Source organism: Shinella sp. GW835-FHT14H05, from assembly GCF_058793575.1.
This window is the reverse complement of record NZ_JBXAFY010000004.1, coordinates 232421-257154: the sequence shown is the minus strand read 5'-3', so window position 1 is coordinate 257154 and position 24734 is coordinate 232421. Positions and strand designations below refer to the sequence as shown.

Below are 24734 nucleotides of genomic sequence, written 5' to 3'. Positions count from 1 at the left end.
GATGCCGGTTACGCGCTGAGGCCGCCGAACAGGGTCGGCATATCGAGCGGGCGGAAGCCGTAATGGCTCAGCCAGCGGACGTCGGCGTTGAAGAAGTCGCGCAGGTCCGGCATGCCGTATTTCAGCATGGCGATGCGATCGAGGCCCATGCCCCAGGCAAAACCCTGATATTCGTCCGGATCGAGACCGCCGGCGCGCAGCACGTTCGGGTGCACCATGCCGCAGCCCAAAATCTCCATCCAGTCCGTGCCCTCGCCGAACTTCACGATCGGGCCGGACGAGCGATCGCACTGGATATCGACCTCGAAGGATGGTTCCGTGAAGGGGAAGTAGGACGGACGGAAGCGCATGGTGACGCTGTCGACCTCGAAGAAGGCCTTGCAGAACTCTTCCAGCACCCAGCGCATGTTGGCGACATTCGCCTTTTTGTCGACCACGAGGCCCTCGACCTGGTGGAACATCGGCGAATGGGTCGCGTCCGAATCCTGCCGGTAGGTCTTGCCGGGGATGATGATGCGGATCGGCGGCTTTTGCGCTTCCATGGTGCGGATCTGCACGGGCGAGGTGTGCGTGCGCAGCACCTTGCGCTCTCCGTTCTCGTCCGCGGGGAAGAAGAACGTGTCGTGCATCTCGCGGGCCGGGTGGCCCTCGGGGAAATTCAGCGCCGTGAAGTTATAATAGTCGGTCTCGACGTCGGGCCCTTCGGCGATGGAAAAGCCCATGTCGCCGAAGATTGCGGTGATTTCATCGACGATCTGGCTGATCGGATGGATGCGGCCGCGCTCGGCGGGCGAGGAGCGCACCGGCAGGCTGACATCGACCGTCTCGGCCGCAAGGCGCGCTTCGATCGCGGCATCGCGCAGCGCCGTCTTGCGTTCGGTGATCGCGTCCGTCACGCGGGTCTTCAGCGCGTTGATCGCCGCGCCGCGCGTCTGGCGCTCTTCCGGCGACATGGTGCCGAGCGTCTTCAGGAGGTCCGAGACGGAACCCTTCTTGCCGAGTGCGCCCACGCGCACGGCCTCGATCGCCGCTTCGTCGGAGGCCGCGGCAACGTCGGAGAGGAGCTGCTGTTCCAAAGTGTCGAGTTCAGTCATCTTTACCTGCTTTGCTTGCGTCGGCCGGGCGGGGGGCCAGGAGACCCGCGGGCGGATAGCCGGTTGCGGCGAGGAAGCGCCGCAGATCACTACCCATGTGCACGCGCCCGATCAATCGGGTGGGCCAGAAAAACTTGGCGAGGACCGCCATCGCAAGACGGTGTCCATCAAGCAAAAACCCGCACCGGTTCCCCGGCGCGGGTTTCACAACGAAACGAAGTTTTGGTTGTGGAAGCGCCGGTTAGTTTACGGCGGCTTCAAACTCGTTCTTCGTACCAGCGTCCTTGAGGTATTCGAGAGCCTTCTTGGAGGCAGCGACCAGCGCGCCGAAAGCTTCGGTCTCATGGATTGCCATGTCGGACAGCACCTTGCGGTCCACTTCGATGCCGGCCTTGTTCAGGCCGTCGATGAAGCGGCCATAGGTCAGGCCATGCTCGCGGACGGCAGCGTTGATGCGCTGGATCCAGAGCGCGCGGAAATTGCGCTTGTTGACCTTGCGGTCGCGGTAGGCGAACTGCTTCGAACGGTCAACCGCGGCCTTGGCGGCGCGGATGGTGTTCTTGCGGCGGCCGTAGAAACCCTTGGCTGCCTTCAGCGTCTTCTTGTGCTTGGCGTGCGAGGTAACGCCGCGTTTTACACGTGCCATTTCATGATCTCCTTAAACGTATCAAAAGTGCCGGATAAGTCTCAGAGACCGTTGGGCAGGTAGTTCTTGATGACTTTCTTGCCATCGGCTTCGGCCAGCACCATGGTGCCGCGCGCGTCGCGAATGAACTTGTTGCTACGCTTGATCATGCCATGGCGCTTGCCGGCGGCGGCCGCTACGACCTTGCCGGTCGCGGTGATCTTGAACCGCTTCTTGGCAGACGATTTCGTCTTCATCTTGGGCATTTTGCTACTCCATTCTTCTTGAATTCGAGCCGCGTGACGATGCACGGCTCCAGCGTAAAGAACGGCCACGGCATGCCCTGCCGGACCGTTCGGACGGCGGCTTGTAACCGAAGTGCCTTAAAAGCGCAACCGGATTCCTCGAAGTCGGGGATTTCCGGCGCAGAAAAGGAAAAGCCGCCCCGAAAGGCGGCTTCGATCCATGCGGGCTAAAGCAATTCCAGCAAAAGTGTGTCGCGGTTTTGCGTCCGCAATTGCGTATAAAAGCAAAGCCGCGCGAGAGACGGGCTCACTTCGGAGCGAGCACCATCATCATCTGGCGGCCTTCGAGCTTCGGCTCGGCTTCGACCTTGGCGATGGTCACGGTGTCTTCCTTGACCTGCATCAGGAGCTTCATGCCGAGTTCCTGGTGGGCCATTTCGCGGCCGCGGAACTTCAGGGTCACCTTGACCTTGTCGCCCTCTTCAAAGAAGCGGTTCATCGCCTTCATCTTCACCTCATAGTCATGGGTGTCGATGTTCGGGCGCATCTTGATTTCCTTGATCTCGACGATCTTCTGCTTCTTGCGCGCTTCGGCCGCCTTCTTTTGGTTGGCGTATTTCAGCTTGCCCAGGTCGAGGATCTTGACGACGGGGGGCTCGGAGTTCGGCGAAATCTCCACCAGATCCAAGCCGGCTTCTTCCGCCATGCGGAGTGCCTGATCGGTCGGAACGGTGCCGTGGTTGGTGCCTTCGGCATCGATAAGTTGAACCCGGGGAATCCGGATTTCCTTGTTGGAGCGCGGGCCGTCCTTGACGGGTGCTTCCGCTTTGAAGGGTCTGCGAATGGTCGTGTTCTCCTCGAACTGTTTCAGCAGGGTATAATTTGGTGCGTCGATCGGGCCGTTTGCCCGCCTCGCGGCGTTTTTCGGCAATGTGTTGATCGGGCTTGCGAAGTCAATAGCACGGCGCGTGGAAAAAATCACCACCTGTCCTTGCGTGCGCGAATCTGGTCTAGCTCTCGGCCAAAGACCGGCTGGCGGGCGGGTTTTCGCGGCTGGAACGTGCAGATCAGGGAGATAGGTATGACGGCGACGAACGGCAATGGGCAGGCCACGGATTTCATCACCGTCGGGGCCGGTGACGAGGCGCGGCAGATCGCGGTCGCGCTCCAGCCGGAAGCCGCCGGCAACGGGCTTGCCCATTTCGTCTGGCTCGGCGGCTACCGTTCCGACATGACCGGCACCAAGGCGGTGGAGCTTGCCGCATTGGCCGCAAGACTCGGCACCGGCTGCGTGCGCTTCGACTATTCCGGCCACGGCGCCTCCGGCGGCGCCTTCACCGACGGCACGATTTCGCGCTGGCTGGAAGAGACGCTTGCCGTGATCGAGCATGCGGCCAGGGCGCTCGGCACGCGCCGCATGGTGCTCGTCGGCTCGTCCATGGGCGGCTGGATCGCGCTGCGCACTGTCGCGGAACTTGCCGGGCGCAAGGGGATCGCGATCGCGGGCCTCGTGCTGATCGCGCCGGCGCCCGATTTCACCTCGGAACTGATCGAGCCGAACCTGACGGACGCTGAACGCGCGGCCCTTGCCGAGCGCGGCCAGTTCGAGGAGCCGACGCCCTACGGTCCCGATCCGAACATCTATACGCTGAAACTCATCGAGGACGGCCGCGACAACCGCGTGCTCACTGGCGCCATCGAGACCGGCTGCCCCGTGCATATCCTGCAGGGCATGGCCGATCCGGACGTGCCCTACAGCCATGCCGTGCGCCTCATGGAGCATCTGTCCGGCGACGACGTGATCTTAACGATGATCCGCGATGGTGACCATCGCCTGTCGCGGCCGCAGGATATCGCGAAAATCCTTGAAGCAGCAGAGGTTTTCGCCCGGGCGGAATGAGGTCTCGGCGTGTCGCCGGGATCGCATTTTAACCATAATGCTGCATCGCCAATTCTGATGATTGACGAGATGCCCTCCTGACCGTTAACTCTTTGTTAACGATTAGGGGACGTTTCATGGCACGAATGATTGGTGCGAAGGCTGGGGCTGCGGCGTTTTTCGCGCTCCTCGTTTCTTCTTCCTCGGCTTTCACGGCACCGGCATCGGCGCTTTCCATGCAGACCGGCGGCGTCACGTCCCAGCCGATCGGCCACTACGAATTCTGTCAGACCTATAAGTCCGAATGCCGCGCCGGCGTGCGCAACCAGGCGCCCGCCAAGGTCACGGAGTTCGGCTGGTCGGTGGTCCGCCAGATCAATGCCAGCGTCAACCGCGACATCACGCCGATGACCGACAAGGAACTGCACGGCAAGGACGAATACTGGTCCTATCCCGACGGTGCGGGCGACTGCGAGGATTTCGTTCTCCTCAAGCGCAAGAAGCTGATGGAAAAGGGTTTTGCCGCCGGTGACCTCTTGATCACCGTGGTGCGCAAGCCGGACGGCGAAGGCCATGCCGTGCTGACCGTGCGCACCACCCAGGGCGATTTCATCCTCGACAACCTCAACACCGAAGTGAAGCCCTGGACGGCGACGCCCTACCGCTACCTGAAGCGCCAGGCCTCGTTCCACGCCGGCCGCTGGGTCTCGATCGAAAACGGCGATGCCGTCATGGTGTCGTCGGTCGGCCAGTAAGCAGGCCGCAGACCCGATCTGAAAAGGCCGCGGAGCGATCCGCGGCCTTTTTGTTTCGCACCCCCATCTCCTCCGTCATCCTCGGGCCTGACCCGAGGATCCACGCGGCACTCTCGGCTTGGATGGTCGGGTCAAGCCCGACCATGACGAGGGAGAGGGTTTCCTTCTAGCGGCTGGTCATCGAGGCCATGCGCTGCGAATAGCGCCCGCCGGCAACCTTGGCCGGCGACAGCAGGTCGCCGAGGCGGGCGGCCTCTTCAGTGGTCAGCACCACGTCGGCCGCAGCCGCGTTCTGTTCCAGGTGCGGCACCTTGCTGGCGCCGGGGATCGGCACGATGAAATCGCCCTGCGCCAGGACCCAGGCCAGCGCCAGCTGGGCGGGTGCGACGTCCTTTTCCTTGGCCATCTCCTCCAGCGCCGCCACCAGCGCCAGGTTGGCGTCGAAATTCTCGGCCGCAAAACGCGGCAGCGAGCGGCGGAAGTCGTCGGCGGAAAGGCCGTCGATATTCTTCAGCGCGCCGGTCAGCACGCCGCGGCCGAGCGGGCTGAAGGGCACAAAGCCGATGCCGAGCTCCCGGCAGGTATCGAGCACGCCGTTTTCCTCGACGTCGCGGGTCCACAGCGAATATTCGCTCTGGAGGGCGGCGATCGGATGGACGGCATGCGCCCGACGAACCGTATCGGCGCCCGCCTCCGAAAGGCCGAGCGCCTTCACCTTGCCGGCGCTGACCAGCTCCGCCATGGCGCCCACCGTTTCCTCGATCGGCACGTTGGGATCGACGCGGTGCTGGTAGAACAGGTCGATGACCTCGATGCCGAGCCGCTTCAGCGAGGCCTCGGCGACGGCCTTGACGTTTTCCGGCCGGCTGTCGGTGCCGGTGATCATCTCGGCCGATGGCTTTGACGGATCGATGCGGAAGCCGAACTTGGTGGCGATCACCACCTTGTCGCGCACCGGCTTCAGAGCCTTGCCGACAAGGATTTCGTTCTTGTAGGGGCCGTAGACCTCGGCCGTGTCAAACAGCGTGATGCCGAGATCGACGGCACGGTGCAGCGTGTCGATCGCCGCCGTCTCGTCGTGCGCGGGGCCATAGGCATGGCTCATGCCCATGCAGCCGAGGCCGAGAGCGGAAACGTCGAGGCTGCCGAGTTTTCTGTGATGCATGGCAAAATCCTTTTCCTGGGGTCCGGGCAGCGCTTCGCCGTCATCCGGACAAGTCCAATCTAGGGCGCGGCCCTTCATCTGAAAATTGCTGCAAACGCCAACGGGTTGTTCTATCTGTTGGAACAATGAACCGGACCCAGCTTTCCCAACTCGCCGTGCTCGCCATCGTCGCGGAGGCGCGCAGTTTCCGCAAGGCCGCCGCCGAACTCGGCATCGCGCCGTCCGCCGTCAGCCATGCGGTCTCCGCGCTCGAGGCGAGCCTCGGCGTGCGGCTCATCGCCCGCACCACCCGCAGCGTCGCGCCGACGGAGGAGGGCCGCCTGCTGCTCGACACGCTGGCGCCGGCGCTCGCCGATATCGGCTCCGTCATGGAATCGCTGTCCGACCGGCAGGGCCGCCCCGCCGGGCCGCTGCGCATCACCATGCCGCTAATCGCCGCGGAAGACATCGTCATGCCGCGCCTCGGCGCCTTCCTGCTTGCTTACCCGGATATCGAACTGGAACTGAGAACCGACGACCGCTTCGAGGACATCGTCGAAAAGGGTTTTGACGCCGGGCTCCGGCTCGGGGAGCACCTGGAGGCCGACATGATCGCGGTGAGGGCAAGCGGCCCCTGGCGCGGCCTCATCGTCGGCGCGCCGGCCTATTTCGAGGCGCATCCGAAACCGTCGCAGCCACGCGATCTCATGCAGCACCGCTGCATCCGCCGACGCTTTTCGAGTGGCCGGCTCTATCGTTGGGAACTGGAAAAGGATGGCCGGCTGGTGACGGTGGATGTCACCGGCCCGCTGATCGTCTCGGACCAGCGGCTGATGCGCGCTGCGGCGATGGACGGCGCCGGCCTCGCCTATGTCTTCGACCAGCGGGTCGACGAGGATATTCGCGCTGGCCGGCTCATCCCGGTGCTGGAAGACTGGTGCCCGGCCTTCGATGGCTTTTCGATCTACTATCCCTCGCGCCGGCAGATGCGCCCGGCGCTGCGCGCTTTTCTCGATTTCTTTCGGTATCGCGGCTAGGTCTTCAGGCGATACCGGATGTGGCCGTCGGTCTCGACATAGGTGTCATAGAGTTTGCGGGCGCGGGCATTGTCGTGGTTGGTGTGCCAGTAGATGCCGCGCCAGCCGTTGCGCTTGGAAATCTTGACGAGATCGTCGATCAGCGCCCGCCCGACGCCCTTGCCGCGGATCGTCTCGTCGACGAAGAGGTCTTCCAAATAACCTTCCGGCGCGATGTCCCAGGTGGAATCGTGATAGTGGTGGATGGCGAAGCCGAGCATGTCCTCGTCCTCCACGGCAACGCGCATCGTCACGCGCGAGCCCGCATCGAGGATGCGCGCCCAGGTGAAGGCCGTCACTTCGTCCGACAGCTCGGTCTCGTAAAAGGCGAGGTAGCCGGCCCAGAGTTTCCTCCAGGCCGCCTCGTCGCGCTCCACGGCATCGCGGATCGTCACGGTCATGTCGAGGCTCCCGCCGCGTCGAGCGCGGCCATCTGTTCCGGGGAAAGCGACAACGACGCCGCCTTCGTCAGGCTTGCAAGCTGGGCAAGGCTGGTGGCGCTGGCGATCGGCGCGGTCACGGCCGGCTTCGCCATCAGCCAGGCAAGCGCGATTTCCGCCGGCTTGGCGTCGGTCTCCGCGGCGACCTGGTCGAGCGCCGCGAGAATGCGAAGGCCCTTCTCATCGAGATAGTGCACGACACCCTCGCCGCGGGCCTTGCCCTTGGTATCCTCTGCCGAGCGGTACTTGCCCGTGAGGAAGCCGGAGGCGAGGCTGTAATAGGTAATGACGCCGATCTCTTCCTTTTGGCAAAGGTCGGCAAGCGCACCCTCGAAGCCGGCGCGGTCGTAGAGATTGTATTCCGGCTGGAGCGCGCCGTAACGCGGCAAGCCGGCCTTGTCGGCGGCGTCGAACGAGGCCTGGAGCTGACCGGCATCGAGGTTCGAGGCGCCGAAGGCGCGCACCTTGCCCGATTTCACCAGGGCCGCGTGGGCTTCCAGCGTTTCCTCATAGGGCGTTTCCGGATCCGGCCAGTGCGACAGGTAGAGGTCGATATGGTCGGTCTGGAGCCTCTTCAGCGAATTCTCGACCGCCTCGACGATCCAAGACTTGCGCAGGTCCCGCCGGCCCTGGCCCATGTCGGAGCCAACCTTGGTGATGACGACGACCTTGTCGCGCGCGATGCCGGAGCACTTCAGCCACTTGCCGATGATCGCCTCGGACTCGCCGCCTTCATTGCCCGGCACCCAGCGCGAATAGACATCCGCCGTGTCGATGGCGTTGAAGCCGGCGCCGGTGAAGGCGTCGAGCAGATCGAAAGAGGTCTTCTCGTCGGCGGTCCAGCCGAAGACATTGCCGCCGAAGACGAGAGGCGCGATGGAAAGGCCGGTCTTGCCGAGGGAACGAAGCTGCATGGGATCCTCCAAAGGGTTCGTGCTGAAAACGGTCGAAGGCAACATAGGACTCGGCAAAGCGCTTTGCACGCTGTTCGTCCGATTTTTTGCCGGCATCCGCGCTTGCGAGGAACGTACCTCGCGACTAGTCTCTGCGCGCAATCCAGGGAGAGATCACCATGCTGCGTTTCGGAATTCTGTCGACGGCCAAGATCGGTCGCGAGCTCGTCGTGCCGGCCATCCAGGATGCGGAAAACTGCGTCGTCACCGCCATCGCCAGCCGCGACCTTGCCAAGGCGCGCGCCCTGGCCGACCGCTTTTCCGTGCCGCACGCCTTCGGTTCCTATGAGGAGATGCTCGCCTCCGACGTAATCGACGCCGTCTACATCCCGCTGCCGACCTCGCAGCATGTGGAATGGTCGATCAAGGCGGCGGATGCCGGCAAGCATGTTCTGTGCGAAAAGCCGATCGCGCTGAACGCCGGCGAGATCGCCACGCTGATCGAAGCGCGCGAGCGCAACAACGTGCTGATCTCGGAAGCCTTCATGGTCACCTACAGCCCCGTCTGGCGCAAGGTGCGCTCGCTTCTGGCGGAAGGCGCGATCGGCAGGCTGCGCCATGTGCAGGGTGCCTTCACCTATTTCAACCGCGACCCCGGCAACATGCGCAACGTGCCGGCGCTCGGCGGCGGCGGCCTGCCGGATATCGGCGTCTACCCGACGATCACCACGCGCTTCGTCACCGGCAAGGAGCCGGTCCGCGTGCAGGCGAGCACCGATCGCGATCCGGATTTCGGCACGGACATCTATTCCAGCGTGCGCGCCGATTTTGGCGATTTCGAACTGTCCTTCTACATCTCCACCCAGCTCGCCCAGCGCCAGATCATGGTCTTCCACGGCGACAAGGGCTTCATCGAGGTGAAATCCCCCTTCAATGCCGACCGCTACGGCGCGGAAGAAATCGAGCTCACCAACCAGAGCCACACCGAGAGCCAGCACTTCCGCTTCCAGGACGCCCGCCAGTACCGGTGCCAGGTGGAAGCCTTCACCAAGGCTGCCCTTGGCGAGAAGGAGGAAGTGGTGTCGCTGGAAAGCTCCGCCAGCAACCAGAAACTCATCGACGCCATCTACCGCGCCAGCGAGAAGGACGGCTGGGAGGCAGTCTGAGCGTCAGGACCTAAGGATCAGAACAGGGTTTCGTAGATGTCCGGCTTGAAGCCGGCCGTCAGCGCGCCGTCGCGGTCGAGCATCGGGCGCTTGATCATCGAGGGCTGGGCGAGCATCAGCGCGATCGCCTTCTTCGCATCAAGATCCTGCTTGTCGGCATCCGGCAGTGCGCGAAAGGTGGTGCCGGCGCGGTTCAGCACGATTTCCCAGCCCAGCGCTTCGACCCAGCGCTTGAGGCTCGCTTCGTCGATGCCTTCGGCCTTGTAGTCGTGGAAGCGGTAGGCGATGCCCTTGGCATCGAGCCAGGTGCGGGCCTTCTTCATCGTGTCGCAGTTCTTGATGCCGTAGATCGTGACGGTCACGCGTCTCTCCTCGATTCGCCTTGTGGCGCTTTCTTAGAGCGCCTTCGCCGTCACGTCACCCCGAGATAACGGCCGGGGCGGTGATTGATCGCGAGCGTCATGTTGACCACGACGGCGCCGACGATGGAGAGGGCGAGGCGATCGAGCGGGATGACGAAGAAGGCGGCGGCGAGGATGGCCAGATCCACGGCGAGCTGGAAATAGCCGGCGCGGATGCCGAAATGGTCCTGAAGGTAGATCGCCAGCACGTTGATGCCGCCAAGCCCGGTGCGGTGGCGAAAGAGAATGAGCAGGCCCGTGCCGGACAGCGCGCCGCCCATGACCGCCGCATAGAGCGGATCAAGGTGCGAGAAGGAGACCAGCTCGAATGTGAGCCGGGTAAAGATCGAGACCAGCGTGACCGCGGCGAAGGTGCGCAGCGTGAAGGCCCAGCCGAGCTTTCTGACGGCAAGGATGCAGAAGGGCAGGTTGATGGCGAAGAACAGCCACCAGAAGCCGATGCCGGTGGCATATTGCAGGAGCAGCGCGAGACCCGCCGTGCTGCCGGCGAGCAGCACGGTTTTCGTATAGATCACGATGCCGAGCGCCATGAACATCGTGCCGACGACGATGGCGATGGCATCCTCGTAGGCGGAATGGCGCTCGTTCTGTGTCGCGGTCTCGGCCGACATGGTTCCCTCAGAGGCTCAGGAATTTCTCGATGACGGCATCGACCTCGGCGGTCTTGAGGCCGGCAATGTTGATGCGGCCGGAGGTGGGCATGTAGATCGCGTGTTCGGCGCGCAGCTTCAGCACGTCGGCCTCTTCGAGCGGCAGCAGCGAGAACATGCCCTCCTGCTCGCGCACCGCCGTCAGCACCTGCCAGCGGCGGGAAAGCCCGGCGGAGAGCCGTTCGCGGATCGAGGTGATGCGCAGCCGCATGGCCTCGATCTCTTCCATCCAGTCGGCCGTCAGCGCCGCGTCGCCGAGGATCGTGCTGACAATGGCGGCGCCATGGTCCGGCGGCATGGAATAGCTGGTGCGGGCAAGGGCGGCGAGGTTGGTACGCACGGAAAGCGCGGTCTCAGGCGTGCTGCAGGCGGCATAGATGGCGCCGGTGCGCTCGCGGTAGAGGCCGAAGGATTTCGAGCAGGAGACGGCGACGAGCGCTTCCGGCACGGCGGTCAGCAGGGTGCGAAGCCCCGCAGCGTCCTCGTCGAGGCCGCGGCCGTAACCCTGGTAGGCGATGTCGACGAGCGGCAGCAGGCCGCGCGCCGCGATGAGGTCAGAGACGGCGCGCCATTGCTCGGCAGTAAGGCCGGCGCCGGTCGGGTTGTGGCAGCTCGCATGCAGCAGCACGGCATCGCCCGGGGCGGCGCCTGTCAGCGCCTCCATCATGCGGTCGAACTGCACGGTCTGCGACGGGATGTCGAAGAAGGGATAGGTGATGACTTCGAGGCCGGCGGCCTTGAAGATGCTGGCATGGTTCGGCCAGCTCGGCAGGCCGAGCCAGATGCCCTTGGTGCCCATGCGCGCCATCAGGTCGGCGGCAAGGCGCAGCGCGCCGGAGCCGCCCGGCGTCTGGAGGGCGGCGGTGGCACGGCCGCGACCGGCGTCTCCCGTCGTCAGTGCCCAAAGGCGGTCGAGAAAGACCGGGTCGCCTTCCGGGCCGACATAGGCCTTGGTCGGCTGCGTCTCGACGAGCCGGCGCTCGGCCTCCTTCACTGCGCGGAAGATCGGCGTCGCACCCGTCTCGTCGCGATAAACGCCGACGCCAAGGTCCACCTTGCCGGCGCGTTCATCCGCCCGGTAAAGGCCGATCAGGGCGAGCAACGGATCATCGGGCTGGCGGGTGAGGGCGTCGAACATGGCCGGTTCCTTGGTGGCGTGAAGATCAGTCCGGTTTAGGCCAAAGCCTTGGCAAAATCGACCATGATATTGCGGAGAAAGCGCAAGAAGCTTTTGTATTATTGCAGGCTGACGCTAGATTGATGCGTGTTTTTGCGCGAGGGGCGATCATGGACAAAAAGGCGGACGGCGAGGTGGCGCTCGACCAGACGGACCGGCGCATCATCCGCCTGCTCGTCGAGGATGCCGGGCTCTCCAACAACCAGCTCGCGGAGAAGGTCGGCCTCTCGCCGGCGCCGCTGTCGCGCCGGCTGGCGCGGCTGGAGGCGACGGGCGTCATCCGCCATACGGTGATCGTCGATCCGCGCGCGGCCGGCATCGGCTTCCAGGCCTTCCTGGAGGTGACGCTGGAGCGTACCGCGCCGAAGGTCGGCGAGCGTTTCATCGATCTGGTGCGCCGCATGCCGGAGGTGGTGGAGTGCCACACGGTGGCGGGCGATTTCGATTTTCTCCTGAAGATCGCGGTGAAGGATGTCGCCGATTACCGGCGGCTGCTCTGGAGCGAGTTCGAACGCATCGGCGAGATCAAGACGCTGCGCTCGACCATCCTGCTCGACAGCCCGAAGATGCAGGTGAGCGCGCTGCCCTGACATTCTTTGCGGAACCTTCTGGCGCGACAGAGGTTGCCGACCGGGGGAAACCGCCCATATGATGCGATATGCCGCGAAGGAAGGACGAGTGGACAGGAAGCTGAACGACAAGCTCATGTCGGCCGCGCTGCTGTCGGCCATCCGAAACCGTCGCGGCCACCGGCCGCCGGAAGACAATCGCCCCGGCGATACCGTCATCGCGTCCTATAACGTGCACAAATGTGTGGGCGTCGACCGGCGGTTCCATCCGGAGCGCACGGCGAGCGTGATCGCCGAGATCGATGCGGATATCATCGCGATCCAGGAGGCGGACAAGCGCTTTGGCGAGCGCTCGGGTCTGCTCAATCTCGAAATCCTGGAGCGCGATTGCGGCCTCGTGCCGGTGCCGATCACGGCGCTGTCCTCCACCGGTCACGGTTGGCACGGCAACATGATCATGATGCGCAAGGGGGCCGTTGGCGCCGTCCGCCAGTTGAAGCTGCCAGGCGTGGAGCCGCGCGGCGCGCTGGTCGTCACGCTCGATCTGCCGATGGGCAAGCTCCGCCTCGTCGCGGCGCATTTCGGCCTGCTGAAGCGCTCGCGCGAGCAGCAGGCCATGGCGATCCTCGCCTCGGTTGCGGAGGAGGAGCAGATGCCGACCCTGCTCGTCGGCGACCTCAACGAATGGCGCGTCGGCCGGCGCTCATCGCTCTCCCGCCTCCAGCCGACCTTCGATCCGGCCTCCGGCGCGGTGCCGAGCTTTCCGTCACGCTTTCCGGTGCTGGCGCTCGACCGCGCGCTCGGCCATCCGCACGATCTCGTCACCTCCGTCGAGGTGCACGACACGCCGCTCGCCCGCGTCGCTTCCGATCACCTGCCGATCAAGGCGCATATCGACCTGAAGGTCGTCTGGGAGCGTTCGCTCGGCGTCACAGATAGGGCGAACCAAGCCATGTGACGCGCTCGACGAGGCGCTGCGCAAAGGGCCGCGCCCGGAGTTCGTCGAGCTTCACCTCAACCGCCTCCGACAGGGCGGCCGCGATGCGCTCGCCGATGAGATCGGCGAACTCCGCATCGATCACCTCGATATCCACCTCGAAATTCAGCCGCAGCGAGCGCGGATCGATGTTCGACGAGCCGATATAGGACCAGGCATCGTCGATGACGGCCAGCTTGGAATGGTTGAAGGCACCGGACGCCCGCCAGATGCGGCAGCCATATTTCAGCATCTGGTCGAACTGCGCCGTCATGGCGAGGTCGACGAGCTTGAGGTTGTTGGCGGACGGCACGACGATGTCGATCTCCACCCCGCGCCGCGCCGCCGTGACGATCGCGCTGATCAGCTCGCGGTCGGGCAGGAAATAGGGCGACATGATGCGGATATGCTTCTTGGCGACCGAGACGGCGCCCATCAGCATGCGGTGGTTGGTTTCCAGGCTCTTGTCCGGCCCGGAGGGCACGACACGGGCGAGCATGCCGCTGTCCGGCGCATCCGGTGGCCCGGCGATCTGCCAGACCTCGCCGGCGAGATCCTCGCCACCGGAAAAGCGCCAGTCTTCATACGCGATGCGGAACAGATCGCTGACGATCGGCCCGGTTATGCGGAAATGCGTGTCCAGCGCCGCCGCATCGCCGGAAAATTCGGCGCAGAAGCCGGCGCGGATGTTGAGCCCGCCGGTGAAAGCCACGCTGCCGTCGACGATGATGATCTTGCGGTGGGTGCGCAGGTTCGCATAGGGCAGGCGCAGGCCCATGACGATGTTGCCGTTGAACACATCCGTCGGCACGTTGGCGCGTTGCAGCTCGGAAACGATCGAGGGAATGGAATAACGCGCGCCGACCGCATCGATCAGCACACGCACCTCGACGCCACGCCTGACCGCCGCCGAGAGCGCCGCCACGAAGCGCTCGCCGGCCTGGTCGCGGTCGAAAATATAGGTTTCGAGCAGGATGGAGCGTTCCGCGGCGTCGATGGCGGCCAGCATCGCCGCATAGGCCTCGTCGCCGGTCGAGAGAAGCTTGATGCGGTTGCCGGCGGTGAGCTTGCAGCGCCCCACCGTGTCGCCGAGACGCTGCATGGCGGCAAGCGCGCCGCCATAGGTCACCTGCATGTGCTCGTTCGAAACGTCGTATTCCGCCATATGGTGCCAGCCGGCGGCGAGCAGCCCCTCGCGGCTGAGGTTCAGCGTCTTGCGGCGGATGCGGTTCACCCCGCCGATGGCATAGATGAGCGCGCCCACCACGGGCGACAGCACGATGACGCCGACCCAGCCAATTGCCGCGCGCACCTCTTCCTTCGTCATGGTGGCGTGGATGGCGGCCGGCACGCCGAGGATGATCGAGAGCGCGACGAGGATATGCGGCCAGTAGGTGGAGAACGTCTCAATCATGCTGCGTGCGGACCATCCAGAGGCGGCAACCTATTCTGCCGCCACTATATATTGCTTCGGACGATGCGAATGCGAGGGGTAACGGACCCCATTTGGAAGATTATCGCTCAGTCCTCCAGCGTGCCCGGCTTGCGGTCCTTCCGGGTCGCTTCGTGGCAGGCGATCTTCATCAGGTCCTCGCCGCGCCGCGCATAGCGCGCGGAGGTGCGGGTGGCGATCAGCCCGTCATGGCCCGCCGTCACTGGAAGCGTGCCATCCGCCTCGCCGGGGCGCGTGATCAGCGTCGCCAGCAAGTCGCCGGCCTTCACCGTGTCGCCGATGTCGCGGTGGAAGAGCACGGTGCCTGGCTCCGGTGCCCGCACCATCTCGATATTGTCGAGCGGAATGGCCGGGCCGGTATAGTCCTTGGCCCGGTAAGCGGGATCGGAGACGACGCCGCGGCCGGCGAGGAAGTGCCAAAGGCCTGCCGCATCCGCCTTCGCCATCTCCGGATAGACATCGCGCCGGCCACGCAACTCGACGGTCACCGCGAGACGCCCGGGAACGGTTTTCAGCTTGTCGCCGCCCTGGTGCTTGAAGGCATGGCCGACGGCCTCCTCGAAGGCGCTGCTTTCACCGTCGGAGAGGAACACGGCCTGCATATCGAGCGCAGAAGCAAGGTCGGCCGCCTCCGGCCAGAAGGCATCGTCGATATAGGCATATTGCAGGGATTCGTCGTCGCAATGGAGATCGATCATGAGATCGGCGCCGAGTGCCGTGTGCAGCAGCGTGCGCTTCAGCCGGTCGGCGGCGCTGCGGCGGTCGAGATTTTCCAGCAGCGTCTCGCGCTCGGCAAGTGCTACCAGCGGGAAATCGCGGTTGAAATTGGTGCGCGAACCAAGCTCGAACCGGCCCTGCATCTCGCCGAAATGCGATTGTGCAAGCCCGATCGGGTTGGCCTGCGGAACCACGGTCATGTCGCCGAGGATTGCGCCGTCGGCTTCCGCCTTGCGCAGCGTCTCCAGCAGAAAGTGCGCGAGCGCCGTACCCGGCAGCTCGTTGGCATGCAGCGCCGCCTGGATGTAGACGGACGGCGCCTTGGCGTCGCTGCCCTTGAAGCGGAAGACGGGCAGGCGCCACTCGATGCCTGCGGTATCGCCGCCGATGATGATCTCCGAATGCTCCACGTCGTTTCCTCGCTGACATATTTTGCGACGGTTTATGCGAATTGGCGGCGGATGACGCAAGTCCCGGCAAGAAACGGGTTGAAAGCGGGCGGGCAAAGCCCGATCTTGTGACAAAACGGGAACGGAGGAGCCGATCATGCCCGGCAAGACCCATTTTCTGATCTTCGACACCGAGGGTGGCCCCTGCGGCATCGCCTGGACGGCTGCCGGCGTGGTGCGTTTCCAGCTGCCCGGCGACGATGCGGCTACAACCCGCCGCCTCCTGTTGCGCCACCTGCCCGAGGCGGAGGCCGCCGAACCGCCCCCGGCGATCGCCGAGACGGTCGCGGCCGTCAAACGCTACTTCGCCGGCGAGCAGGCGGATTTTTCAAAGGTCCCGCTCGACCTTGCCGGCCAGAGCGCGTTCTTCCGCGCGATCTACGATGCCGCGCGCCAGGTGCACTGGGGCGAGACGACGACCTACGGCACGATCGCCCGCGACCTTGGCGCCGGCCCGGAAATGGCGCGCGAGGTCGGCCAGGCCATGGCAAAGAACCCCGTCGCCCTCATCATTCCCTGCCACCGCGTGCTCGCCGCCGGCGGCAAGGTCGGCGGCTTCTCCGCCCCCGGCGGCGCCTCGTCCAAGCTGAAGATGCTGGCACTGGAAGGGATTTCCTTCACGCAACCCGAGCCGGCTCAACAGTCGTTCGGGTTTTGAACACGGCCATTCGAAATCATTCGCCTTGACTGGCCGCCTACTAGTTGGTAGGTTGTCGATATGGGAAACGTATCGACCAAAGCCGAAGACATTGTCAGCTGTGCTCGCGCCCTGATTATCAGGGGCGGCTACAACAGCTTCAGTTATGCCGATATTTCCAACGTGGTCGGCATTCGCAAGGCCAGTATTCACCATCATTTTCCCGCCAAGTCGGATCTCGTCCGCACCGTCGTCAAACAGTACCGGGAGGAGGGTGAAGCGGGGATCGCCGCACTGGAACGCAATGTTCCCGATCCGCTCGATCAACTTCGTGCCTATGTCGGCTACTGGGAGGCCTGTATCGCAGACGCATCGCACCCGTTCTGCGTCTGCGCCCTGCTGGCCAGTGAAATCCAGGTTCTTCCCGAAGACGTCGCGCTCGAAGTGCGCGGGCATTTTCGAACGCTCTCCGAGTGGCTCACGTCCGTCCTGGAGCGCGGCATTGCAGAAGGCCGTTTCGCTTCGATCGGGACCGCCAGGGAAAACGCCGAAATGCTCATGGCCACCGTGCATGGCGCCATGCTTTCGGCGCGCGCCTATGGCGACCCTGCAATTTTTGGCGTGATAACAAAGCCGTTGCTGCAACGCATCGCCGCCTAAAAACGGGAGCCCCGCCCACCGATGTCTACACGCCCTCAAAACCTATCAACTAGTAGATAGTTTTTTCCGCAAAACTCACATCGTCCATTCGACGAGAAAGGTCATCTCCATGTTCGGAATTTCCACCCTTGGCTGGGTCCACACGATCGGCAGCCTGCCAGCCATCCCCGCCGCCCTTTACATGATCGCACGGCATGGCCGTATCGTTCCGAGGTCCAGATTGGGTACTCTCTATTTTGTGTCCATGCTGATCGGTGCCGCGACCGTGTTCCTCGTTGCCCATCAGCCGGTCAGCTATGGCATCGCCATCACGACGATCCTGCTCCTGCTGGCAGGTTATGGGGCCGAACGCATTCTTCGACCGTCACCCGCAGCCAGATATGTTGAAATCATCTGTCTGACGCTGAGCGTCTTTCTTCTGATGCTGCCGACCGTCACGGAAATTCTGCGCCGCGTTCCGGACGGACACCCGCTGGTCACCGACCTGAAATCGCCGCTGCTTCTTGGAGCCCAGGGCGCGCTGCTGGCTCTTCTCATCGTCGGCCTAACCGCCCAGATCCTCTATCTGCGCAGGGCAGGGCAAGGCCGCGCGAAACAGTCATAGTATCGCGCGGCCTGTCGCAGTCATTCCCACTCGATCGTGCCGGGCGGCTTGCTCGTCACGTCATACACGACGCGGTTGATGCCGCGGACTTCGTTGATGATGCGGGTGGCGGCGCGGCCGAGGAAGTTCATGTCGTAGTGGTAGAAGTCGGCGGTCATGCCGTCGACGGAGGTGACGGCGCGTAGCGCGCAGACGAATTCGTAGGTGCGGCCGTCGCCCATGACGCCGACGGTCTGGACCGGCAGCAGCACCGCGAAGGCCTGCCAGATCTTGTCGTAGAGGCCGGCTTTGCGGATCTCGTCGAGATAGATCGCGTCTGCCTCACGGAGAATCTCCAGCTTGTCGCGGGTGATGCCGCCGGGGCAGCGGATGGCGAGGCCCGGACCCGGGAAGGGGTGGCGGCCGATGAATGAGTCGGGCAGGCCGAGCTCACGGCCGAGCACGCGCACCTCGTCCTTGAAGAGCTCGCGCAGCGGCTCCACCAGCTTCATGTTCATGCGGTCGGGCAGACCGCCGACATTGTGGTGCGACTTGATGGTGACCGAGGGGCCGCCGGTAAACGAGACGCTTTCGATGACGTCCGGATAGAGCGTGCCCTGGGCGAGGAATTCCGCGCCGCCGAGCTTCTTCGCCTCGTCCTCGAACACCTCGATGAACAGGCGGCCGATGATCTTGCGCTTGGTTTCCGGGTCGGAGACGCCTTCCAGCTCGCCGACGAAACGATCGACGGCATCGACATGGATGAGGTGCAGGTTGTAGTGCTCGCGGAACATGGCGACCACGTCGGCCGCCTCGTTCTTGCGCATCAGGCCATGGTCGACGAGGATGCAGGTGAGCTGCGCGCCGACCGCCTCATGAATGAGGAGGGCCGCGACGGACGAGTCGACGCCGCCCGACAGTGCGCAGATGACGCGCTTGTCGCCGACCTGCTCGCGGATGGCCTCCACGGCGCGGGCGCGATAGGCCGACATCGACCAGTCGCCCTTGATGCCGGCGATCTTGTGCACGAAGTTGGAGAGCAGCTTGGCGCCGTCCGGCGTGTGCACCACTTCCGGGTGGAACATGGTCGTGTAGTAGCGCTTCGCCTCGTTGACGCAGATGGCGAAGGGGGCGTTTTCCGAGGTGCCGATGATCTCGAAGCCTTCGGGCGCGACGGTGACGCGGTCGCCGTGGCTCATCCAGACCGGATATTTTTGGCCGACTTCCCAGAAACCGTCGAACAGTGGGCTGCTTTTAAGGATTTCCACGTCTGCGCGGCCGAATTCGCGGGCATGGCCGCCTTCGACGGTGCCGCCGAGCTGGGTGGCGAGTGTCTGCTGGCCGTAGCAGATGCCGAGGATCGGGAGGCCCGAATCGAACGCGATCTGCGGTGCGCGGGGGCTACCCTGATCCAGAACAGAGGCGGGGCCGCCGGAGAAGATGATCGCCTTCGGCTGCATGCGGTGGAAGGCTTCTTCCGCCGATTGGAAGGGGATGATCTCGCAATAGACGCCTGCTTCGCGCACGCGCCGCCCGATGAGCTGGGTCACCTGGCTGCCGAAATCGATGATGAGAACGCTGTCGGGATGAGCTGTCTGGGTCATGGCGAGCCTTTAATGAAAAACCTCGCGCCGCGCAACCGGGGACGGCCGGATTTTCAGCCGTTGCGCACGATCGTGCCGCTGGCGATGGCTGCTTCCAGAATGTCGACGGCGGCGGCGAGCTTCTCGTCGATCACATGCAGGTATTCCGTCCAGTCGCCGATATGGGTGAGCTCGGCCTTGCCGTCGGAAATGCCGCGCAGCCCGATCAGCCGCACGCCAAAAGCCTGGCAGGCGCGCAGTTCGGAAAAGGTCTCCATCTCCACCATGTCCGCGTCGATATCGGCATAGGCGGGGCCGGAGACGATGTTGGCGCCGGTCGAAAGCCGGGCTTCCGGGATGCCGGGAATGCGGACGGGCAGTTTCACCTCCACGGGCAGATCGAGGAAGGGCGTGGCACCCTTGGTGAAACCGAGCGGCGAGGCATCCATGTCGCGGTAGGAGACGGATATCGCCTGGTAGACACCGGTCTGTTCCAGCGTCGCCGATCCGGCAGAGCCGAGCGAGACGACGAAATCGGGCAGCTGCGCCTCGGATTCCAGATGGCTGAGCGCCAGCGTGAGCTGCACGGCCGCCTCCACGGGGCCGACGCCGGTCATGAAGGGCGTGATGCGGGCTTTCAGATGCGGGCCATATTCGGCATCGACGGCCATGACATAGAGGATGCGGTGGCTGCCGACGGTCTTGAGGGTGACGCTCATTCGGCGATGTCCTGGCGGCCGCGCACCACCATCATCGTGCCCGTCATGGAGGCGATGAGCTTTGCCGGGCCGTCGGAGATCGCATAGCCGCGCCCATCGGCGACGATGATGTTGGAGCCCGGCTTGGTGACCTCGCCGCGGAACAGGAAACGCTCGCCGCGCCCGGGCGACATGAGGTTTACTTTGAACTCGATCGTCAGGATCGAGGCATCGGCATCGATCACCGAATAGGCGGCATAGCCGCAGGCGGCGTCGAGGGCGGCGGAGATGATGCCGGCATGGAGGAAACCGTGCTGCTGTGTCAGCTTCTCGTCGAAGGGCAGCTCGATCTCCACCGTGCCGTGCTCGACGCGGGTCAGCTCGGCGCCGATCAGCGCCATCGCGGGCTGGCGCGCAAAACTTCGGGTGATGCGGCCGGCGAAATCGGCCGGCGGGAAATCGGTCATGGTGCACACATGTCTGCCGGCGCGCCGGCCTGGAACGAGGGTGGCCGACGTTTGCATGGCGCTTGCTGCACTGCAAGCGTCTTTCAGTTCAGCGCGAGAATTGCCGCGTTGAGCGCCGTCGCGAAGGCGACCCAGGCGAGATAGGGCAGGAAGAGCAGCGCCGCCGTGCGGTCCTGCCGCCAGGAGACCAGGATGAAGCCCGCGACGGAGATCAGCAGGCCGAGGATGATGATCATCGCCGACATCGGGTCCTGCAGGCCGAAGAAGGCGGGAGACCAGGCGAAGTTGAAGACGAGTTGCGCAAACCACAGGCGCATGGCGATCGATCGGCGAAGGGGCGAAAGCCAGGTGCGCGCACCGACCACGCCGATGATGACGTAGAGGATGCTCCAGACCGGCGCAAAAACCCAGTTCGGCGGATTGAACGAGGGTTTCGCCAGCGACTGATACCAGTCCCCGGGCACGTTGTTGGCGCCGATAACGAGACCGCCGCCGAGGACGAGGATGATGAAGGCGAGATAGACGAGGGGCTTGTTGTTCATGCGCCTGGAACTAGCGCGCCGCGCGCGGCCGTCCAGAGGGTGCGGTCATCGGCGCAGGCCGGCGATATGCTGGTCCCAGGCGATATCCTCGCGGCGTCCGGCAAAGCGGCCGTCATAGGAGGACACGGCAAACCCGCGCGGTGCGGCCGCGATACCGGCGGCATACGCGACGGTCTCTTCGCGCAGCACGCCGCCCGTCTTCGCGTCGAGCACGACGAAGCGGCCGCCATTCGGTGAAGTCAGGCCGACGAGGTTTTCGCGGCGATTGACGGCGATGGCGCCGACATAGTTGGCAAGGCCGATGGTGGTTTCCTCGGGGAGCGACAGGAAGCGCAGGTCTTCGCCCTTGCCGAAAGAGCCGACGAGCGGCGGCAGGTCGTTGCGCGGGCCTTCATATTGGCAGGCGAACCAGATGCGGCCCTTGTCGTCGAGGTCGATATGGCGGGTGGAAAGCTGGCGGAGTTTTTCCGGCAGCGTGTGACGCTCGATGAGCGCGCCGGTCGCGGCATCGATGAGCGCCAGCGACGGCTCCATATGGTCGAGATTGAGCTTGGTGCGGCCGAAATCCGGATGGGTCTCGATGCCGCCATTGGCGGCGATCAGCATCTGGCCGTCATCGCTGACGGAAAGATCGTGCGTGCCGATGCCGTAGGTCGCATATTCGCCGATCCGGCGGTAGTTTTCGCGGGCGTCGTAGAGACCGATGACGCCGCGATTGGCGTCGAAATCGTTCTCGCTGGCATAGAGCAGCCGGCCGTCCGGCGAAAAGCAGCCATGGCCGAAGAAATGCCGGTCCTCGGCGGCGGCGATCGTCACGGGCGCGGCCTTGCCGCTTTGGTCGATCACCAAGGCGAAGGTGCCCGGCCGCCTTGCGAAGGCGACGAGATGGCCGGTGGCGGGCGAAAAGGCCATGCCGTGGCTGCGGGCCGGCAGCGGCGTCCTGTCGATGATCGAGCCGTCTTCCGCAAGCACGGCGATGCCGAAACTGCCGTCGCGATCCCGGTAGCCGGAGGCGAAGACGGCGTCGGTGCGTGACAGCGCGAAGGACTGGCGTGCCCCGAGCGACGCGACCCAGGCAGCCCCCGCCATGCGCAGGAAGCTGCGCCGGTCGAGAAACGCGCTATGGACGCCAGCGCCCCGCATCAGTCGCCGTCCGAGAAGGAGAAGCCGGAGCCGAGCCCGATGGCGCCGCCATAGCCGGCATCGAGGCGCAGGATCAGGTCGCGCGTGTTGACGAGGAGGAAGTTGATCTTCTGCTGCTCCGCGGGCGTCGAGACGGCCTTTTCCACGTCGGGATCGACCATCGGCGCGATGTGGCCGAGCGATTTCAACACGAAGTCGATATTCTCGTTGATCGATGCGAAATTCGGATCGACGAGCTCCCGCATGCCGGATTTGTCGAACAGCACTTGCAGGCCTTCGATATTGGCGGAAATCGACGTCCAGGTGTTGCCGGAGCGCCAGAACACCGCCGATTTCGGCCGCGCGATGCCGCCATTGCGGTAGAAGGTCTCGATGCGTTGGTCGCGCACCGCCTCCGCGCCATGGACGAGAATGCCGAGCAGCGCGGTGATCGCCTCGCGGCCGGTGCGGAAGACGGGGTTCTGGGGGCCTGGATGTTTCCAGTCGTCCTGCACGCCGTCCGGCGCGTCCCAGGCCGCTACGAGCTGGCCGGCCGTCGTCTCGATATGGGTGGCGACGGCGGCGGCGTAGCGGCAGCGGAAGCCGTCCGGCTTGTCCATCAGCGTTTCGGCGCCCGTGCCGTAGAGCGCGAATTCGATCGCGCCAAACCCCTGGATCGCCACGCTCTTGCCACCCATCGTCGCGGCGTCGGTATCCTTCTCCTCCTGCTTCTGGAGCAGCGCCTGCACCTGTTTCAGGCCGGTGCCCTTGCGGTCGGGATAGAACAGGATGCGCTCGAAGCGGTTGTCGTCGATCACCGGGCCGATGCGCACGATCTCGATATGCCCCCAGTCGGTGACCGCCTGTCGGAACGCGTCGTCGACGGCCTTGCGACTGGCGTCGGACGGCGCCTTGCAGAAGGCGCCGGTCGCCTCCGCCAGCTTGCCGGCAGACGCCTGGAAGGTCCGGTAGCCGGGGCGGATGACGTCATCGACGGCGCGCGTCATGATGCCGGTGACGAGCTGTTCCGTCAGCTCCGGCGGCACGGGGGTGCTGCTCTCCTGGGCGAAGGCCGGCGGGCTCGCCGAAAGCATCAGGCCAGCGGCAATGAGGGAGGCAAAACGGAAGGGGTGGCGCCGGGTCTGCATCAGAGGCTCTCCAGGAAGGTCAGAAGGGCGTCGCGGTCCTGTTTTTCCAGCGTGGTGAAGCGGTCGCGCGCCGCTTTTGCCTCGCCGCCGTGCCAGAGGATGGCCTCGGTGAGGTTGCGCGCGCGCCCGTCATGCAGGAAGAACGTATGGCCGTTGACGGTTTTTGTAAGGCCGATGCCCCAGAGCGGCGGCGTGCGCCATTCCCGGCCGGTCGCAACCCCGACCGCCTGCCCGTCGGCAAGGCCTTCGCCCATGTCGTGCAGCAGGAAATCGGAATAGGGCCAGATGAGCTGGAAGGCATGGGCCTTGTTTGCGGCATCGCGCCGCGTCACGAATTTCGGTTGATGACAGCTCGTGCAGCCGGTCTCGTAGAAGACGCGTTTTCCCGCGAGCGTCTCGGCGAAACTCGCCTTACGCCGCGCCGGCACCGCAAGATTTTCCGCGTAGAAGGTCACGAGATCCATGATCGGCGGCGGCGCCTCCACGTCTCCGAGCCGCGCCTGCACGCCATTCGGGCGCTCCAGGCAGGCGGCCTCGGTAGCCATGCAGTCACCCTGGTGCAGCGGCACTTCCGGCGTCGAGATGCCGATGTCGTGGGCGAAGGCGTCGGCGCTCTGCTGGCGCACGGAGGCGGACTGCGCCTTCCAGCCGAAGCGGCCGAGCGTCTTTTTGCCGGTCTTCGGATCGATCGCCACGGCCGCCTTGCCGCTGATGCCGTCCTCGTCCGCATCGTCCGGGTCGGCAAGCGCCAGAATGTCCGCCTCTTGGATCGCCTGCACGAGGCCGAGACCGAGCATCGGCTGGGTGACGCGCGGCGAGAGCGTCGTCGTCCTGTCGAGGTCGCCATAGGCGAGATCGGCGACGGAATAGGTCGGCCGGCGCAGCATCACGACCTCGCCGCCGGCAAGCGTCACCGGCTCCTCGGTATAGTCGATCACCATGCGCCCCTCGGCCTTGAGGCCGGGAACGGCGAGGTCCTGCAACTGGCGGCCATAGACCGGGTCCGGCAGGCTCATTTCGCTGAAATCTTTGAGCCTTGCCTCTTCCTCCGGCGTCACCGCGGCGCGGGCCAGGCGCAGGAACATCGAGGTCGCGTCATCAGCGCCCTCCGGCGGATGGCCGCGACCGTCCTTGATATGGCAGGATTGGCAGGAGCGCGCGTTGTAGAACGGCCCGAGCCCATCGGAGGCCTGCGTGGAGGAGGGCGAGGACACCCAGAGTTTCTGGAACAGCGCATTGCCGAGCTTGAACGTCTCTTCCTCGGCAAAGCTGATGTTTTCGGAAAAATGCGAAAAGCTGTTCAGGTTGACCGAGGCAAGCGAGGTCGCAGCACCCCCGGACATCGCCTCATACTGTTCGGCGGCGGAAAAATCCGTGGTGAGCCGCGTCACGGCGGCCACGCGCTTGCGGTCCTTTTCCGAGAGGTCGTCCCGGCCTTGGCCGGCAGAATAGGCCTTTCCAAGAACAAAAACGCCCGCCACGACGGAGACCGCGGCGAAAACCGCGAGCAGGCGACGGGCGGGGCGTTCTGTCATTGCGAAATCGGGCCGCTATCGCGAGGACG

Annotated in this window: 28 protein-coding genes; 9 read left to right on the top strand and 19 right to left on the bottom strand. The window is 64.6% G+C overall.

Annotated elements, in window-relative coordinates:
• Positions 1–8 precede the first annotated feature (8 nt).
• The 4 genes from pheS to infC all read right to left on the bottom strand — a co-directional run bounded on the left by pheS (position 9) and on the right by infC (position 2808).
• A complete protein-coding gene (gene pheS / locus AC1Q6Z_RS15830; protein ID WP_439614829.1) occupies positions 9–1094 on the bottom strand; it encodes a phenylalanine--tRNA ligase subunit alpha in 1086 nt (361 codons plus the stop codon).
• Positions 1095–1335: 241 nt separating this feature from the next.
• A complete protein-coding gene (gene rplT, locus AC1Q6Z_RS15825) occupies positions 1336–1740 on the bottom strand; it encodes a 50S ribosomal protein L20 (RefSeq protein WP_069060325.1) in 405 nt (134 codons plus the stop codon).
• Between the two features lie 41 nt (positions 1741–1781).
• Positions 1782–1985, bottom strand: coding sequence for a 50S ribosomal protein L35 (gene rpmI, locus AC1Q6Z_RS15820; RefSeq protein WP_069060326.1), 204 nt, complete (start codon positions 1983–1985; stop codon positions 1782–1784).
• A gap of 286 nt (positions 1986–2271) precedes the next feature.
• The gene (infC, locus tag AC1Q6Z_RS15815) at positions 2272–2808 is read right to left on the bottom strand and encodes a translation initiation factor IF-3 (RefSeq protein WP_492648622.1); all 537 of its coding nucleotides are present in this window, start codon (positions 2806–2808) and stop codon (positions 2272–2274) included.
• 237 nt (positions 2809–3045) lie between these two features.
• Here infC and AC1Q6Z_RS15810 point away from each other — a divergent pair, with 237 nt between their 5' ends.
• The gene (locus tag AC1Q6Z_RS15810; protein ID WP_492648496.1) at positions 3046–3864 is read left to right on the top strand and encodes an alpha/beta hydrolase; all 819 of its coding nucleotides are present in this window, start codon (positions 3046–3048) and stop codon (positions 3862–3864) included.
• A 125-nt stretch (positions 3865–3989) separates the two neighbouring features.
• Positions 3990–4598 (top strand): transglutaminase-like cysteine peptidase, encoded by a 609-nt coding sequence (locus tag AC1Q6Z_RS15805; protein WP_435266947.1) that lies wholly within the window; start codon positions 3990–3992, stop codon positions 4596–4598.
• Positions 4599–4764: 166 nt separating this feature from the next.
• On the opposite strand, the gene AC1Q6Z_RS15800 is transcribed toward AC1Q6Z_RS15805, so the two are convergent.
• A complete protein-coding gene (locus AC1Q6Z_RS15800) occupies positions 4765–5763 on the bottom strand; it encodes an aldo/keto reductase (RefSeq protein WP_492648495.1) in 999 nt (332 codons plus the stop codon).
• 125 nt (positions 5764–5888) lie between these two features.
• Here AC1Q6Z_RS15800 and AC1Q6Z_RS15795 point away from each other — a divergent pair, with 125 nt between their 5' ends.
• On the top strand, positions 5889–6779 hold the full coding sequence (locus AC1Q6Z_RS15795) for a LysR family transcriptional regulator (RefSeq protein ID WP_492648494.1): 891 nt from the start codon (positions 5889–5891) through the stop codon (positions 6777–6779).
• Here AC1Q6Z_RS15795 and AC1Q6Z_RS15790 read toward each other — a convergent pair.
• Both AC1Q6Z_RS15790 and AC1Q6Z_RS15785 read right to left on the bottom strand, forming a co-directional pair.
• The gene (locus AC1Q6Z_RS15790) at positions 6776–7219 is read right to left on the bottom strand and encodes a GNAT family N-acetyltransferase (protein ID WP_435266786.1); all 444 of its coding nucleotides are present in this window, start codon (positions 7217–7219) and stop codon (positions 6776–6778) included. The two genes, AC1Q6Z_RS15795 and AC1Q6Z_RS15790, sit on opposite strands and share 4 nt — an antisense overlap.
• Entirely contained in the window at positions 7216–8172 is a 957-nt protein-coding gene (locus AC1Q6Z_RS15785; protein WP_492648493.1) for an aldo/keto reductase, read from the bottom strand. The genes AC1Q6Z_RS15790 and AC1Q6Z_RS15785 overlap by 4 nt, the downstream gene beginning before the upstream one ends.
• 158 nt (positions 8173–8330) lie before the next feature.
• Here AC1Q6Z_RS15785 and AC1Q6Z_RS15780 point away from each other — a divergent pair, with 158 nt between their 5' ends.
• Positions 8331–9317: a Gfo/Idh/MocA family protein gene (locus AC1Q6Z_RS15780; RefSeq protein ID WP_492648492.1), complete on the top strand. Its 987-nt coding sequence runs from the start codon at positions 8331–8333 to the stop codon at positions 9315–9317.
• Between the two features lie 17 nt (positions 9318–9334).
• Here AC1Q6Z_RS15780 and AC1Q6Z_RS15775 read toward each other — a convergent pair whose 3' ends face one another.
• From AC1Q6Z_RS15775 to AC1Q6Z_RS15765, 3 genes are read right to left on the bottom strand one after another with little or no spacing between them, the layout of a single operon-like run.
• Positions 9335–9679, bottom strand: a complete 345-nt coding sequence (locus tag AC1Q6Z_RS15775) for an ArsC family reductase (protein ID WP_492648491.1) — start codon at positions 9677–9679, stop codon at positions 9335–9337.
• A gap of 50 nt (positions 9680–9729) precedes the next feature.
• Positions 9730–10350 (bottom strand): YitT family protein, encoded by a 621-nt coding sequence (locus AC1Q6Z_RS15770; protein WP_492648490.1) that lies wholly within the window; start codon positions 10348–10350, stop codon positions 9730–9732.
• Between the two features lie 7 nt (positions 10351–10357).
• Complete coding sequence (locus tag AC1Q6Z_RS15765; protein ID WP_492648489.1) at positions 10358–11527, bottom strand: amino acid aminotransferase; 1170 nt, start codon at positions 11525–11527, stop codon at positions 10358–10360.
• A gap of 149 nt (positions 11528–11676) precedes the next feature.
• Here AC1Q6Z_RS15765 and AC1Q6Z_RS15760 point away from each other — a divergent pair, with 149 nt between their 5' ends.
• Positions 11677–12156: an Lrp/AsnC family transcriptional regulator gene (locus tag AC1Q6Z_RS15760; RefSeq protein ID WP_435266780.1), complete on the top strand. Its 480-nt coding sequence runs from the start codon at positions 11677–11679 to the stop codon at positions 12154–12156.
• 115 nt (positions 12157–12271) lie between these two features.
• Positions 12272–13093: an endonuclease/exonuclease/phosphatase family protein gene (locus AC1Q6Z_RS15755; RefSeq protein ID WP_492648621.1), complete on the top strand. Its 822-nt coding sequence runs from the start codon at positions 12272–12274 to the stop codon at positions 13091–13093.
• Here the strand turns inward: AC1Q6Z_RS15755 and AC1Q6Z_RS15750 are convergent.
• Together AC1Q6Z_RS15750 and AC1Q6Z_RS15745 are read right to left on the bottom strand one after the other, a co-directional pair.
• Entirely contained in the window at positions 13065–14525 is a 1461-nt protein-coding gene (locus AC1Q6Z_RS15750) for a phospholipase D-like domain-containing protein (RefSeq protein ID WP_492648488.1), read from the bottom strand. The genes AC1Q6Z_RS15755 and AC1Q6Z_RS15750 overlap by 29 nt on opposite strands.
• Before the next feature lie 107 nt (positions 14526–14632).
• The gene (locus tag AC1Q6Z_RS15745; RefSeq protein ID WP_492648487.1) at positions 14633–15691 is read right to left on the bottom strand and encodes a M14 family metallopeptidase; all 1059 of its coding nucleotides are present in this window, start codon (positions 15689–15691) and stop codon (positions 14633–14635) included.
• Positions 15692–15827: 136 nt separating this feature from the next.
• Here AC1Q6Z_RS15745 and AC1Q6Z_RS15740 point away from each other — a divergent pair, with 136 nt between their 5' ends.
• The 3 genes from AC1Q6Z_RS15740 (at position 15828) to AC1Q6Z_RS15730 (ending at position 17631) form a co-directional block, all read left to right on the top strand.
• Positions 15828–16388, top strand: coding sequence for a methylated-DNA--[protein]-cysteine S-methyltransferase (locus AC1Q6Z_RS15740; RefSeq protein ID WP_492648486.1), 561 nt, complete (start codon positions 15828–15830; stop codon positions 16386–16388).
• A 60-nt stretch (positions 16389–16448) separates the two neighbouring features.
• A complete protein-coding gene (locus AC1Q6Z_RS15735) occupies positions 16449–17027 on the top strand; it encodes a TetR/AcrR family transcriptional regulator (RefSeq protein ID WP_492648485.1) in 579 nt (192 codons plus the stop codon).
• Positions 17028–17136: 109 nt separating this feature from the next.
• Entirely contained in the window at positions 17137–17631 is a 495-nt protein-coding gene (locus AC1Q6Z_RS15730; RefSeq protein ID WP_492648484.1) for a hypothetical protein, read from the top strand.
• A 20-nt stretch (positions 17632–17651) separates the two neighbouring features.
• Here the strand turns inward: AC1Q6Z_RS15730 and guaA are convergent, their stop codons facing one another.
• The 7 genes from guaA to AC1Q6Z_RS15695 all read right to left on the bottom strand — a co-directional run bounded on the left by guaA (position 17652) and on the right by AC1Q6Z_RS15695 (position 24705).
• Positions 17652–19214 (bottom strand): glutamine-hydrolyzing GMP synthase, encoded by a 1563-nt coding sequence (gene guaA / locus AC1Q6Z_RS15725; RefSeq protein ID WP_256118168.1) that lies wholly within the window; start codon positions 19212–19214, stop codon positions 17652–17654.
• A 53-nt stretch (positions 19215–19267) separates the two neighbouring features.
• Complete coding sequence (locus AC1Q6Z_RS15720; RefSeq protein ID WP_435266776.1) at positions 19268–19912, bottom strand: 5'-methylthioadenosine/S-adenosylhomocysteine nucleosidase; 645 nt, start codon at positions 19910–19912, stop codon at positions 19268–19270.
• Positions 19909–20358 (bottom strand): PaaI family thioesterase, encoded by a 450-nt coding sequence (locus AC1Q6Z_RS15715; protein ID WP_256118165.1) that lies wholly within the window; start codon positions 20356–20358, stop codon positions 19909–19911. The genes AC1Q6Z_RS15720 and AC1Q6Z_RS15715 overlap by 4 nt, the downstream gene beginning before the upstream one ends.
• A gap of 83 nt (positions 20359–20441) precedes the next feature.
• Positions 20442–20900, bottom strand: coding sequence for a TspO/MBR family protein (locus AC1Q6Z_RS15710; RefSeq protein WP_492648483.1), 459 nt, complete (start codon positions 20898–20900; stop codon positions 20442–20444).
• Positions 20901–20945: 45 nt separating this feature from the next.
• Positions 20946–22043: a DUF1513 domain-containing protein gene (locus AC1Q6Z_RS15705; protein WP_492648482.1), complete on the bottom strand. Its 1098-nt coding sequence runs from the start codon at positions 22041–22043 to the stop codon at positions 20946–20948.
• Positions 22043–23170, bottom strand: coding sequence for an imelysin family protein (locus AC1Q6Z_RS15700; RefSeq protein WP_492648481.1), 1128 nt, complete (start codon positions 23168–23170; stop codon positions 22043–22045). The genes AC1Q6Z_RS15705 and AC1Q6Z_RS15700 overlap by 1 nt, the downstream gene beginning before the upstream one ends.
• Positions 23170–24705: a di-heme oxidoreductase family protein gene (locus AC1Q6Z_RS15695; RefSeq protein ID WP_492648480.1), complete on the bottom strand. Its 1536-nt coding sequence runs from the start codon at positions 24703–24705 to the stop codon at positions 23170–23172. Before AC1Q6Z_RS15695 ends, AC1Q6Z_RS15700 begins: the two co-directional genes overlap by 1 nt.
• Positions 24706–24734 lie beyond the last annotated feature (29 nt).